Here is a 12,937-nt window from a genome sequence, read left to right on the forward strand (position 1 = left end):
GCCGTGGTGAAGTGGATCGTGCTCGCGGTGGTGCTGTTCGCGCTCGTCGTGTTGGCCCTGGCCGTCCGGCCGGTGCTGGCGCGGCTGCCCCGGCTGCGCCGCGCGGCCGTCGCCCTGCAACGACGGGCGACCGAGGCGGAGGCGCTGCGGGACACCGCGGAGGCCCTCCAGCAGCGGGCCGAGGCCCTCCAGCAGCAGCTCGACGTCACCCACCGGCGAGTCGAGCTGATCAAGGCCAAGCGCGGCGGTTGATCGATCGGTGTCGCGTCCCTGCGCGATCCGGTCCGGTACCGCGCAGGAACGGTCCGTCGGGGGAGTGTTGACGGGACATCCCGGGTTGGTCAAGACTTCACCGGCCGGGACGAACCCGGCGGGTGGCAACGGCCGTCGGCGCACGTACGATGGCTGCGGTACACCCCTCACGACGACACAGAGCGACTGGAGCTTCCCATGGGTGCCCTCAAGCCGTGGCACATCGCCGTACTCGTGGTCGTGCTGATCCTGCTCTTCGGCGCGAAGCGGCTCCCCGACGCGGCCCGTTCGCTGGGCCGGTCGCTGCGGATCATCAAGGCCGAGACCAAGAGCCTGCACGACGACGACCGCAACCTCGCCGAGAAGGCCGACGCGCAGGCCGGCTACCAGCCGCTCCCGCCGCACACCGGTCAGCAGGCTCCGCAGCAGGCGCCCCATCAGGCCCCGCCGCAGCAGCAGCCGGTCGTTGACCCGGTGCACCGCGTCCGCGACAACTGACCGAGGGCCCGAGACCCGTGGCCTTCGCCCTCAAGAAGCGCGGTCGGAAAAACTTCGAGCGGGCCGCCGACGGCTCGATGACGCTGGTCGAGCACATCCGCGAGCTGCGGGACCGGCTGCTCAAGGCGTCCCTGGCGATCATGGTAGGGCTGATCGGTGGTTGGCTGCTTGCCCAGCCGGCGTTCGACCTGCTCAAGCAGCCGTACTGTCGGCTCCCAGGCATGGTGGTGGACGGTGAGTGCCAGAACTTCCTCCAGCTTGCGCCCACGGACGGCTTCGTTCTCAAGCTGAAGCTGGCGCTCTGGATCGGGTTGATCATCGGTGCCCCGGTCTGGCTCTACCAGCTGTGGGCGTTCATCGCGCCCGGCCTGCACCGGCACGAGCGCAAGTGGGCGTACGTCTTCGTGTCGATCGCGGCGCCCCTGTTCGCCGCCGGCGCGGTGTTGGCGTTCTTCGTGGTGGACAAGGGCCTGGCCTTCCTGCTGGAGGCCGGTGTCACCGGTACCGACTCCCAGCTGGAGGTGACTCGGTACATCTCGTTCGTCACCAACATGATCCTGCTCTTCGGGGTGGCGTTCGAGTTCCCTCTCACGCTGCTGATGCTCAACTTCACCGGCGTGGTGACCGCTCGCCGGTTGCTCAGCTGGTGGCGGGCCGTGGTGTTCGTATGCTTCGCGTTCGCGGCGGTGGCCACCCCGGACCCGGGTCCGTTCGGCATGACGCTGCTGGCGCTCTGCCTGTCCTTGCTCTACTTCATTGCCGTCGGTGTCGCGTTCCTCAACGACAAGCGCAAGGGCCGTGGCCGGGAGGCCTACGCGGGCATCGACGACGACGAGGTGTCGCCGCTGGAGTTCGACGCGGACCCGGTCGAGGCCGGGCAGCGGGTCGACGCCAGCGAGCCGATCGCGGCCCCGGAGCCGGTCGCCGCGCCCGCCCCGATCGACCGCCGCTACGACGACATGACCTGATCGCGGCCGACCGCACCACCCGCGTACGACGCAAGCCCCCTTCGCCGGGGGCTTGCGTCGTTTCCGGCCGGGTGCCGCGCGCCTAGCGCACGCCACCCCCGTTGTGGGCGATCCAGTCGGCAATCCGTCACCAGGCGTTCACAAGCTGCGGTCGAGTGATCGCGTCTTTACGATGTGTCGACGTTCCCGACACGGGGAGGTCGCTGCCCAGTGCGTCGCCCGACTTTCCGTCCTCCGCCCGTCGCCGTGCCGGGGGCCGCCCCCTCGCCGGGGCGGCGCAGGCTGCCCGTCGCCCGCTCGACCGCCCTGATGGGGGCCGCCGGGCGGGGCGCGCCGCCGTTCGCCCGTGCTGCTCGCGGCCCGGCGTGGCCGTCTCCGCAGAGCCAGCGGTGGCATCCGGCGACCGGCTCCACGGTATGAGCGCACACCCCGGCTGAGTTCCGGCGGACCCGCCCGCGCGGTCGTCCGGCCCGTCCGGTCGCACCGTCCGGTGCGTGGTCACACGGTGCCCATGAGCGTCGCCACGTCCGACGTCGCGGGCGCGATCCCAATCTGTCCACGCGGCCGGCCCGCACAGTCCCGTTCAGGGGACTCGGTGGCCACCACGTACCCGAGATCGGAGCTACGCGTTGATCCGCGTTGTCGTTGCCGAGGAGATGGGGCTGCTGCGCACCGCGCTGTGCGCCGCGCTGTCGAGCCAGGAGGACATCGAGGTCGCTGCCGAGGTGGCCGGGGTGGCGGAGCTGTCCGTCGTGGTGCGTCGGCACCGGCCCGACGTGGTGGTGGTGGACCTGGCGTCGGACGCGCCGCAGCCGGTCGAGGTGGTTGCCGAGATCATCGGGGCGGCGCCCGAGACGGCCGTGCTGGGCATGGGGCGCCGGTGGAGCCAGGCCGCGGTCGGGGACCTGCTGGCCGCCGGGGTACGCGGCCTGGTCGGCAAGGACGCGTCGCTCGAGGCGCTGGTCGAGGCCGTCCGGGAACTCGCCGCCGGCGGGAAGGTCATCGACGCGGCGGTCGCCGTGGCGGCGCTGCTACCCCCGTCCAGCCCGTTGACCCGTCGGGAGGTGGAGGTGCTGCGGGTGGCCGCCGAGGGCCTGCCGCTCAAGGAGATCGCCCGCCGGCTGTTCCTCGCGCACGGCACGGTGCGCAACCACCTGTCGGCGGTCATGCGCAAGACGGGGGCCCGCAACCGGATGGAGGCGGTGTGGCGCGCCCGGCGCGACGGGTGGATCTGACGTTCTCTCCGCCGCCCCCGGAGGACAGCGATGCTCTCCGCGCTGCGCGCGGAACAGCGTGCGGCGCCTGAGCCGAGCGGCGCCGCTCGGTACGTGTTTGAATGCGGACGGTCCGTGCTCGGTCTGACGACGCTCGGGAAGGTCAACGGTGATCCGTACCCTGCTGGCCCTCGACGGTGCCCTGGTCCGTGGCGCCCTTTCACTCGTCCTCGCCGCCGAGGATGACATCAGTGTGGTGGCGGAGCTGGACCGGGAGGACGCCCTCCCGTCGGCGGTCCGGGCGCAGCGCCCCGACGTGGCGGTCGTCGACCTCGATCTCGTCGGGGCGGGGGTGGCCGGGCAGTGCCCCCTGCTGGTGCTCGCCGACCACCGCCGCGCGCGCAGCCTGCACCGGGTCCTCACGCCGGGTCGGACCGTCGGCATCCTCGGCAACGACGTCGCTCCGCAGCGGGTGGTGGACGGGGTCCGGCGGCTGGCCCGGCGGGAGTCGGTGATCGACGCCGACCTGGTGATGGCGGCGCTGGTCAGGGACAGCCCGCTGACCGTGCGGGAGACCGAGATCCTCGACCTGACGGCGGCCGGGGCGCCGGTCGTGGAGATCGCCCGGACGCTCGGGCTCTCGCCGGGGACCGTGCGCAACCACCTCGGGCGGATCACCCGCAAGGCGGGCGCGCGCACCAGGGTGGAGGCGGTGCGGGTCGCCCGCGAGGCCGGCTGGATCTGACGGCGCCGTCTCCCACCACGATCGGGCCCGGCACGGACCGTTCGGCGCGGAGCCGCAGCTCACCACGATCCGGCATCGCCGGTGGCGTCCCGGGCGTGACCGGCCACGCGGGCGGTCACTCCCGGCCGAGAGGCACGCGGGTCGGCGGTGCGACGTCCTGCCAGTGGCCGACCAGTTCGCGGTAGGTGGGGGAGTGGACCAGCAGGTCGTCGTGGGTGCCGACGAGCGGCCGGTCGCCGTCGAACACCAGCACGCGGCGGGCGCGGGTCGCCGAGCTGATCCGGTGCGCGATCACCACCAGCGTGCCGGGGCGGCGGGCGAAGGCGCGCTCGACGGTCGCCTCCAGCGTCGGGTCCAGGTGGCACGTCGCCTCGTCGAGGATCACCAGCGGCGCCGGGGCCAGGTAGGCCCGGACCGCGGCGACGAGCTGCCGTTCCCCGGTGGACAGGGCGGCGGGGTCGATCTCGGCGTCGAGCCCCCCGAGGCGAGTTACCAGGGGGCGGGCCCCGAGGGCGTCCACGGCGGCCGCCACGGTCGCGTCGTCCACCTCGGGGTGCAGGTAGCGCAGGTTGTCGGCGAGGGTGCCGCTGCGCACGTACGCCTCCTGCGGCACCAGCACCCGCAGCCGGGCCAGCGCCTCGGGCGGGGTGGTGGCGACGGGCGTGCCGGCCAGGTGCACCGTGCCGGATTCCGGCGGCACCAGCCCGGCGACCAGGGCGGCCAGCGTGGACTTGCCGGCGCCGCTGGGCCCCACCACCGCCAGGTGCTCGCCGTGGGCCACGGTCAGGGTGAGGTTCGCCAGGACGGGCCGGGCGTGCGGGCCGTACCGGAAGGTCAGCCCGCGCAGCCGGACCGCGGGCGGGGCGGCCGCCGGGTCGGCGCGGCACGGCGCCGGACCGGGCACGGCGGGTGGGGGCGGCACCGGCCCGGCGACGGCGGGTGGGGGCGGCACCGGCCCGGGGGGCGGGCAGGTGCGCAGGATCCGGTCGAGGGTGACGGCGTAACGCAGGCCGCCGCCGCCCACGCCCTGCACGACCGCGTGCAGGGCGGGCTGCAGGCCGGTGGTGACGTAGACCAGCGCGCCCAGCACGGCGCCGGTGCTGAGCCCGTGCCGCACCAGCCACGGCGCGGCCAGCAGCAGCACCACCACCGGCAGCCAGCCGCCGAGCCCGAGGCTGAGGCTGCGCAGCGCCGCCATCCGCGCGAGGGTCCGCTCGGCGTCGGCCTGCGCCGACACCCGCCGGGCGACCCCGGCCACGACCCGGTCCTGCGCGCCGCAGGCGACCACGTCGCGGTGCCCGGCCAGCGCGGACGCCGCCGACCGGCCGAGTTCCTCCCCGGCGGCCACCTGGGAGCGCTGGTGCGCCACCATCGCCGGCAGCGCCGCGGCGAAGACGGCCAGCCCGACCAGCAGCGGAGCGGCCACCGCGCCCGCCAGCGGTGGCGCCAGGGCGAGCAGGCCGAGCAGCGCCGCGCCGGCGGTGAACAGGAACCCGCGGACCACCAGCAGCAGCCCGCCGAAGGTGTCCCGGACGACTTCCACCTGGTGGGTCAGCCGGGCCACGGCGGCGCTGTCCGGCCGGCCACCGGCCCGGGTGGCGTCGCACAGCGCGGCGTGCACCACCCTGGCCGCCAGCTCGTCGCGGAACGGCTCCACCACGTCGCCGAGGCTGCGGTACACCTGCCCGGTGGCGGACGCGCCGACCAGCACGGCCACGGCGAGCCCGGCCAGCCAGGCCAGGCCGGTGCCGAACTGACCGGCCAGGAAGCCCCGGTCGACGGCGCGGGCCACGAGCAGCCCGCTGAGCAGCGCCGGCAGGGACTCGGCCACCGACCAGGCGGCGAGCCGGCCCAGCGCCCGGCGGCGGGCGCGCAGCGCCCCCCAGGTCGTGCCGCGTACGCCGCTCACGGGGCGGCACCGCCGGGCGCGAAGACCGCCCGGTAGTCCGGGTCGGCCCACAGCCGCCGGTGCGGCGCCACGGCCCGCAGCCGTCCGCCGTCGAGCCAGGCGACCAGGTCGGCCGCTGCCGCCGTCGTCGCGCGGTGGGTCACCACGAGTCGCGTACGCCCCTGCGCGCCGTCGGCCACCGCCCGGGCGATCCGGTGTTCGGTGGCGGTGTCCAGGCTGGACGTCGCGTCGTCCAGGATCAGCAGCCGTTCGGCGGGGAATGCCCGGGCCAGCCCCAGCCGCTGCGCCTCGCCCCCGGACAGCGGCGCGTCCACCAGCCGGGTGCGGAACCCGTCGGGCAGCCGGGCGACGACGTCGGCGACCTGCGCCGCCCGCGCCGCGACGAGCACGGCCGGCGTGGCCGGGGCGCCGCCGGCGGGCGGGCGTGCCGACCCGTCGGGCAGGGCGAGCCCGATCGCGTCGTGCACCGTCTCGCCGACCAGGGCCGGCCGGTCGAAGGCGTGCCCGACGGCCCGCCGCAGCGCGGCGGGGCGCAACCGGCGCAGCGGCACCCCGTCGAGCAGCACCTCGCCGGAGTCCGGGTCGTGCAGCCGGCCGGCCACCGCGGCGAGGGTCGACTTGCCGGCGCCGGAGCGTCCGACGACGGCCACCGTGGCGCCGGCCGGCACGGTCAGGTCGACCCCGTCGAGGACCGCTCTGCCGTCCTCGGCGTGGACGCCGACGGCGCGCAGCCGCAGTTCGCCGCGGCCGGGCGGCAGCGGTTCGGTGCCGTCGCGGCGCACCGGATGGGCCAGCGGCTCGGCGATCCGGCCGGCCGCCGCGCGGCTGCGGACGAGCCGGTTGAGGGTGGCCAGCACCGCGCCCAGCCCGGCGCCGAGGGCGGCGTACTGCACCGCGGCGACCAGTTGACCGGGGGTGAGCCAGCCGGCGGTGAGCGCGTACCCGCCGACGGCCACCACGGCCACCTGGAGCGCCGGACCCACGGCGGCGGTGCGGGCGCTCGCCCGGGCCAGCAGCCGCCAGCCGAGCAGACCGTACCCGCGCAGTTCCGGCAGAGCCGCCAGGACGCGGTCGCGTTCCCGGTCGACGGTCGCGGCGGCGGCGATGGTGCGGGCGCCGCCCAGCGCCTCCAGCAGGCGGCCCGCGATGGCGCCCAGCACCCGCTGGTACCCGCCGACGGCGGCGGAGGCGTCGGTGACGAACGCGCGCATGAGCACCGCCAGCAGGGCCAGCCCGCCGAGGAGGGTGACGCCGAGCAGCGGCTCGATCAGGGTGAGCGCCACGACGCTGCCGACCGGGGGGAGCAGCGCGACGACGCCCAGCACCACGGCGGTGCCGGCCTGTCCGGCGTCGGCGGCCTGGCCGACGAGCCGACCGACCAGGTCGCCCACCGGGTACCGGCGGACGGTGCGCACGTCGGAGGCGAACAGGTGACGCAGCAGGCGCCGGCGTAGCAGGGCGGTGGCGCGGGCCGCGCCGTACCCGCCGGCGAGGTCGCCGAGGACGTCGGTGACGACGAGGACGGCGACCAGCCCGCAGGCGGCGGCGGGCCACCAGGAGCCGTGACCGCCGACGGCGGCGTCGACGGCGAGCCCGAGCGTCGCGGGAAGCGCGAGTTCGGCGGCCGCGCCGGCGAGCGCGACCGTCCCGAGCAGGACCGTCCAGCCGCCGCCGTCGCGGACCACCCGGCGCAGCAGTCGGTCGGAGCCGGTCAGCGTCCGCATCGGACCTCCCACGAAGACGTGCGGCCCTGGGCGGGTACGTCTACCCGCCCAGGGCCTCGCGTGGCGACCTGGTCAGTTGCAGGTCGTGATGGACAGCGAGCTGTCGCCGCAGAGCAGCAGGCTCGCCCGGCTGCCGCCGCCGGTGCGGTCGGCGGGGGCCATCTCCAGGCCCTGGAGGTCCAGAAGCGCCATGTCGTGTCACCTCCTTCCGTGCTGGTCGGTGGGGTCGGTCGCCCTCGCGTCGGCGAGGGGGTCGGGGGCGCCCGTCAGGGGCGCGAGGAACGGCAGGGTCACCGGCGCGTCGTGCCGCGCGGCGGCCAGCGCCAGCAGCACGCCGGCGGTGCCGGTGCCGAGGTCCATGGACAGCCGCAGCAACTGCTCGCCGGGGAACGCGGTCCCGTCCCCGTACGGCAGGGCGTGCCACGCCAGCCGCCGCACCTGGGCGTCCCGCTCGCGGCGCCGTTCCGGGTCGTCCGGGTACGCCGCGAGGTAGGCGATGATGCCGGCGCGACCGGCGAACAGGCCCGACTGCGCGTAGAACGGGGACCGGGCGGCGCGGCGCACGCCGGCGCTGGCCTCGGCGAACCGCTCGTCGGCGCGGTGCCGCAGGTACTGGTCGAGCACGAGCCCGATGCCGACGCTGCCCTGCCCGAGGTAGGGCATGGTGCGCCAGCCCTCGTTGACCTCCAGCGCGCCGTCGGGGCGGACCACGCAGCGGCGCAGGTCCTGGCGCAGGGCGGTGGCGGCGTGCTCCAGCAGGGCGGGGTCGCCGGTCAGCTCGTGCAGCCGCACCAGCAGCAGCGCCGGGCCCGTCCGGCCGCGCAGCAGCCCGGCGTACGGGTGCCGCCCCCCGCTGACGTCCGGCCCCGGGTCGTCGGCGAGCCGGTCGACGACCCGCTCGGCGGCCCGCCAGGCCGCGTCGCGCAGGGCCGTCTCACCGGTGCGCCCGGCCAGCTCGGCGAGGTTGAGCGCGATCCCGGACAGGCCGCTCGCCAGGCTGTGGTCCAGCCCGTCCGACGGCTGCCGCAGACAGATGTCGAGCACGTCGAGGGCGTCCTGCCGGCGGCCGAGCAGCTCCAGGGCGTACGCGACGCCGTGCAGGCCGTCGTAGAAGCCGCACCGGGTGCCGGAGGCGGGCGCCGTGGCGCGGCGCACGAGCCACTGCTCGTGGTCGGGCCAGCGCCCGGCGCCGCTGGCGTGCAGGGCGTACAGGACGCCGGCGGCGCCGTGGGCGAGGTTGAGCCCGCCGCTGCGGAACTGCTCGATGTCGCCGGGGAAGAGCCGGTCGTCCCGGTCGGGTGTCGCGCTGGCGAGGATCGCCCGGGCGAGCCGGTCGCGGTGGGCCGGTCCGACGCCGACGGTGAGGTCGGCCGCCGCTCCGTCGTCCCGTTCGTCGGTCGTCGTGCCGGTCCTGCCGGTCGTGCCGGCCGTCGCGGCGGCGGGGGCGCCGGTGATCTCCTCCACGGCGGCGTCGAGGAGCTTCCTCGGCACCGGGAAGTGGGCGGCGATCACGTCGGCGAGGTGCGCGGCCTTGGCCGGCACCAGCCGGACCAGCTGGGTCAGCGGCAGGAACAGCGCCAGTCGCAGGCAGGCCAGGGCGTACCGGTCGACGGCGGGACCGGTGCGGTCCCGGGGCGCGGCGAAGCCCTGGTTGCGCAGGCCCGGCCGGCGGTGCCCGTCGATCGGGGCGGCGACCTCGAAGTCCACCAGCGCGATCCGGTCGTCGGGGCGGACCATGACGTTGAACAGGTGCAGGTCGCCGTAGACGAGGCCGCGCTCGTGGATGGCCAGCACGACCTCCTCGACCTGCCGGTGGACGTCCAACGCCCACCGGGTGTAGTCGGCGCGGTCGGCGTCCGTGGCGTCGGCGTCGATCAGCGGGTACCGGTCGACCAGGACCTTGTTCAACGCGCGGCCCTCGACGAACTCCAGCGCGAGGAAGCGGTGCTCGCCGAGGGTGAACTCGTCGTGCACCCGGGGCACCTGCGGCAGGTCGGCGAGGCGGCGCAGCGCCTCGGCCTCCCGGCCCAGCCGGGCGACGGCGTCGGTGCCGTCGGCGTCCAGCCCGGCGTGCGGTCGGGCCTCCTTCAGCACCACCTGGGTGTCGCTGCGCAGGTCCCGGCCGACGTAGAGGCCGCCGCCGTTGGAGAAGTGGATGACCTTCTCGATCCGGTACGGCACCTCGTTGGTGCTGGTGGCGTTGCGGGCGGCCAGGTGCGGGCCGAGGAAGTCGGGCAGCGTCACCCAGGACGGCACGTGGAAGACGGGGTCGCGGCGGTCCGGCACGAGGGTGCCGGTGTCGTCCTCGATCGCCGGGACGACCTGGCCGTCGGGGGAGTGGCAGTAGCGGGCCGCGAAGCCGCCGTAGCGCACGTACACCGGCCCGGCGCCGTGGCGCAGGTCGCTGAGGATGTACGGGCCGGGTTCGCCGGCGAGCAGTTCGTCCAGCTCCTTGCAGACCAGCTCCAGCTCCGCGTCGTCACGCGGATAGACGGTGACGAACTTGCCGCTGGCCCCGCGGGAGGCGTACTTGGAGTTGCGTAGCAGCAGGGTGCGTGGGCCGCGGAGGAACTTGAACGACAGCCCCCGCGGGACGCAGTAGTCCCAGACGGTGTCCAGCACCCGCTCGGCGTTGGCCAGGGTCGCCGACACGTGGATCTTCCAGCCCTGCTGGGGCAGCGTGCCGCCCTCCGGGGCGTAGATGAGCCAGTCGTCGAGTGGCTCCGAGCGCCAGCCGTCGGGCACGGGCCGCCGGGCCGCCGCGAAGGTGGGCTGTTCGACCGCGCTGCCGAGCGAGTCGTAGAAGAGCCGGTCGGCGGCGCAGTAGCTGTCGTAGCGATCGTCCACCGTGACCACTCCCTCCGCTGTTCGGCCCATCCTTCGGCCCTGCTGGCTGATCTGAGTCTGTCCGTTCGGGCCGTGGTTGATCCAGTGCGATCAGTCATGACGGTGAATGCATGCCGCACGGCCGGCCGTGACAAATGTCAGGTGCGCCCGGGATGCTCGTCGGTCGCGGCGGCGGGTGGCGGGCGGTGTCGCCGTCGCCGGGGCGGGCGGTGCGGCCGCCCCGGTGGGTGGCGGTACGGTGCTCGCCGTGACCGCAGACGATCACCCCTCCGCCGCCGGCGGACCCGTCGCCGTGCTGGCCAACCCGACCGCCGGCCGTGGGCGGCACCGGGGGCTGCTGCCAAAGGTCCTGCACCGGCTCGCGGCCGCCGGTCGGCCGGTGCGCCTGCTGCACGCGCACAGCGCCGACGAGGCCGAGGCGGCCTGCCACGCGGCGGTCGGCGACGGCGCGTCCGCCCTGGTCGCGGTGGGCGGCGACGGCACGGTGCACCGGGCGTTGCAGGCGGTCGCCGGCACGGCGGTGCCGTTCGGTCCGGTGCCGGCCGGCACCGGCAACGACTTCGCGGTCGACACCGGCTTCCCGGCCGACCCGCTCGCCGCCGCCGACGTGATCGCGGCGGCGCTGCGCGACGGCCGCACCCACCCGGTGGACCTGGCGCGGCTGACGGGAGCCGACGGCGTGCGCCGCTGGTACGGCGCGGTGCTCGCGGCCGGCTTCGACGCGATCGTCAACGAGCGCGCCAACCGGATGCGCCGGCCGCGTGGGCCGCGCCGCTACGACCTGGCGATCCTGGTGGAGCTGGCCCGGTTGCGCCCGCGCCGCTACACGCTGCGGCTCGACGGGGTGGCGCACGAGGTGGACGCCGTGCTGGTGGCGGTGGGCAACTGCGCCAGCTACGGCGGCGGCATGCGGATCTGCCCCGACGCGGACCCCGCCGACGGGCTGCTCGACGTGGTGGTGGGCGGCCGGTTCGACCGGCGCACCCTGATGCGGGTCAAGCCGCGCATCTACCAGGGCACCCACGTGGCGCACCCGCTGGTGCGCAGTTACCGCGCCCGCACGGTCGAGCTGAGCGCCGAGGGCATCACCACGTACGCCGACGGCGAGCGGGCACTGGACCTTCCGGTGACCGTGACCGCCGTCCCGGCCGCCGTCCACCTGCTCCGCTGACTGTGAGGCTGGCCTGGTCGGTCCGCTTCCGCATCCTCGCTGTCAGGGGGCGGGGGTGGTGCGGACGATGCGGTCCAGCCACTCCGCGAGCAGGGCGCGCTCGGCCGGGGAGAGGTCGGTGGTCAGGCCGTCGAGGGCGGCGCGCAGCGCCACCGCGTGCCGGACCGGGTTGCCGGCCCGGGAGGTCGCCCGGGCGGCGGGGGAGTCGGTGACCAGCGCGGCGAGCACCGCCTCCCGGGTCCGGGTCGACAGGGCGGGGTCGCGCCGCGGCGGCGGGGTGCGGATCAGGGCGAGGGTCACCCCGCAGGCGGCGGCGTGCAGCATCTCGGTGGCCTGGTCGACGCCCGCGCGCAGCCGGCCCGCCTCGGCCACCCGGTGCACGAGCTGGCGCAGGATGTCGGCCGCGACCCGGGCCGCGGTCGGGGTCTCGCCGGGGCGCGGGTCGCCGTACATCAGGGCGTGGCAGGCCGGGTTGGCCAGGCCGAAGCCGACGTGCAGGTCCCAGCCCCGGCGCAGGTCGTCGACCGGGTCGCCGGCGAGGTCCCGGGACGCCTCGGCGTGCAGGTACGCGGCGAACCCGTAGCTGGCCGCCGCGTCCAGCAGGCCGCGCATGTCGCCGAACTGCCGGTAGATGGTCGGCGCCTGCACCCCGGCCGCCCGGCTCACCGCGCGGGTCGAGACCGCCTCCCGGCCGCCTTCGGCGAGCAGGGCGGCGGCGGCCCGGACGATCCGGTCCCGGGGCGACGTCTCGGTGATCATGGCAAAGACGATAACGCCCTCGCGTTAGCGGCGGTTGCTAACGCTGCTGTCGTCTCGTCGTTAGCGGTGCTGGTCGACGCCGGCCACGTCCAGCACGGTGCCCAGCCCGTTGGCGCGCCCCGCCTCGGCGGCCGGCAGCACCAGCACCCCGCACCCGGCCGCGACGGCTCCCGCGTCGGCCGGCGTGTCGCCCACCATCAGCGCGCGCTCCGGGTCGACGCCGAGCATCCCGCAGGCGCGCAGGAAGATCCCCGGGTCCGGCTTGCAGCGCCCGACCTCGTACGACAGGGCGAAGGCGTCGACCAGGTCGGCCAGCCCCCACGCCGCGAAGATCGGCCGGATGTCGAAGCCGATGTTGCTGACCACGGCCACCGGGACGCCGGCGGCCCGCAGGGCGGCCAGGGTCGGCGCGGTGTCCGGGTACGGCACCCAGCCGTCGGGGACCAGCACCCGCTCGTAGAGCGCCTCGGCGAAGCCCTCGATGCCCGCGTCGACCGTCTCGGCGAGCCCGGTGTAGGCGCCGCGGTGGGCGTGCGGGTAGAGATCCCGGTCGGCCCACAGCTCGGCCAGCCGGGGCGGCACCCGGGCCGGCAGGGGGCCGCCCGCCCGGCCCGCCGTCAACAGCCGGTCGGCCAGCGCGGTGGCCCGCATCCGCTCCAGCGTCACGCCGCAGGAGGCCGCGGCGGCGAGCACCCACTCGCGGGGCTCCTCCACCTGGGCCAGCGTGCCGTGGAAGTCGAACAGGACCGCCTCCACGGGGCGGCGGGACGGGCCCGGGACGACGGCGTCGTCGGCCCCGGGTGAGGCGTGGGGCGGTTCGGCATGGTCCGGCACGCCGTGCACCCTACCG

The 12,937-nt window shown here is 76.0% G+C and carries 12 protein-coding genes; 6 read left to right on the forward strand and 6 right to left on the reverse strand.

What is annotated here, in order from left to right:
* The first annotated feature begins 3 nt into the window (after window positions 1-3).
* The 5 genes from ACGFZ2_RS03650 to ACGFZ2_RS03670 all read left to right on the forward strand — a co-directional run bounded on the left by ACGFZ2_RS03650 (window position 4) and on the right by ACGFZ2_RS03670 (window position 3,677).
* A complete protein-coding gene (locus ACGFZ2_RS03650; protein WP_357456897.1) occupies window positions 4-252 on the forward strand; it encodes a hypothetical protein in 249 nt (82 codons plus the stop codon).
* 198 nt (window positions 253-450) lie between these two features.
* The gene (gene tatA, locus ACGFZ2_RS03655) at window positions 451-750 is read left to right on the forward strand and encodes a Sec-independent protein translocase subunit TatA (RefSeq protein ID WP_393449795.1); all 300 of its coding nucleotides are present in this window, start codon (window positions 451-453) and stop codon (window positions 748-750) included.
* Window positions 751-767: 17 nt separating this feature from the next.
* Window positions 768-1,718, forward strand: a complete 951-nt coding sequence (gene tatC / locus ACGFZ2_RS03660) for a twin-arginine translocase subunit TatC (RefSeq protein ID WP_393449798.1) — start codon at window positions 768-770, stop codon at window positions 1,716-1,718.
* Between the two features lie 629 nt (window positions 1,719-2,347).
* Window positions 2,348-2,953 carry a LuxR C-terminal-related transcriptional regulator gene (locus ACGFZ2_RS03665; RefSeq protein WP_393449801.1) on the forward strand — a complete coding sequence of 202 codons (606 nt, stop codon included), beginning with the start codon at window positions 2,348-2,350 and terminating at the stop codon, window positions 2,951-2,953.
* A 148-nt stretch (window positions 2,954-3,101) separates the two neighbouring features.
* Complete coding sequence (locus ACGFZ2_RS03670; protein WP_393262136.1) at window positions 3,102-3,677, forward strand: response regulator transcription factor; 576 nt, start codon at window positions 3,102-3,104, stop codon at window positions 3,675-3,677.
* 115 nt (window positions 3,678-3,792) lie between these two features.
* Here ACGFZ2_RS03670 and ACGFZ2_RS03675 read toward each other — a convergent pair whose 3' ends face one another.
* The 4 genes from ACGFZ2_RS03675 to lanKC form a co-directional block, all read right to left on the reverse strand.
* On the reverse strand, window positions 3,793-5,586 hold the full coding sequence (locus tag ACGFZ2_RS03675; protein ID WP_393449804.1) for an ATP-binding cassette domain-containing protein: 1,794 nt from the start codon (window positions 5,584-5,586) through the stop codon (window positions 3,793-3,795).
* Window positions 5,583-7,310, reverse strand: a complete 1,728-nt coding sequence (locus tag ACGFZ2_RS03680; protein WP_393449807.1) for an ATP-binding cassette domain-containing protein — start codon at window positions 7,308-7,310, stop codon at window positions 5,583-5,585. The genes ACGFZ2_RS03675 and ACGFZ2_RS03680 overlap by 4 nt, the downstream gene beginning before the upstream one ends.
* 72 nt (window positions 7,311-7,382) lie before the next feature.
* Window positions 7,383-7,502, reverse strand: coding sequence for a SapB/AmfS family lanthipeptide (locus ACGFZ2_RS03685; protein WP_120569348.1), 120 nt, complete (start codon window positions 7,500-7,502; stop codon window positions 7,383-7,385).
* Window positions 7,503-7,508: 6 nt separating this feature from the next.
* Window positions 7,509-10,157, reverse strand: a complete 2,649-nt coding sequence (gene lanKC / locus ACGFZ2_RS03690; RefSeq protein ID WP_393449811.1) for a class III lanthionine synthetase LanKC — start codon at window positions 10,155-10,157, stop codon at window positions 7,509-7,511.
* A gap of 238 nt (window positions 10,158-10,395) precedes the next feature.
* Between lanKC and ACGFZ2_RS03695 the strand changes: the two genes are divergently transcribed.
* Complete coding sequence (locus ACGFZ2_RS03695; RefSeq protein ID WP_393450231.1) at window positions 10,396-11,328, forward strand: diacylglycerol kinase; 933 nt, start codon at window positions 10,396-10,398, stop codon at window positions 11,326-11,328.
* Between the two features lie 42 nt (window positions 11,329-11,370).
* Here the strand turns inward: ACGFZ2_RS03695 and ACGFZ2_RS03700 are convergent, their stop codons facing one another.
* Complete coding sequence (locus tag ACGFZ2_RS03700; protein WP_393449814.1) at window positions 11,371-12,087, reverse strand: TetR/AcrR family transcriptional regulator; 717 nt, start codon at window positions 12,085-12,087, stop codon at window positions 11,371-11,373.
* A gap of 60 nt (window positions 12,088-12,147) precedes the next feature.
* Complete coding sequence (locus ACGFZ2_RS03705; RefSeq protein ID WP_393449817.1) at window positions 12,148-12,921, reverse strand: HAD family hydrolase; 774 nt, start codon at window positions 12,919-12,921, stop codon at window positions 12,148-12,150.
* Between the last annotated feature and the right edge of the window lie 16 nt (window positions 12,922-12,937).

Source organism: Micromonospora sp. NPDC048063, assembly GCF_043202855.1.
GTDB lineage: Bacteria > Actinomycetota > Actinomycetes > Mycobacteriales > Micromonosporaceae > Micromonospora.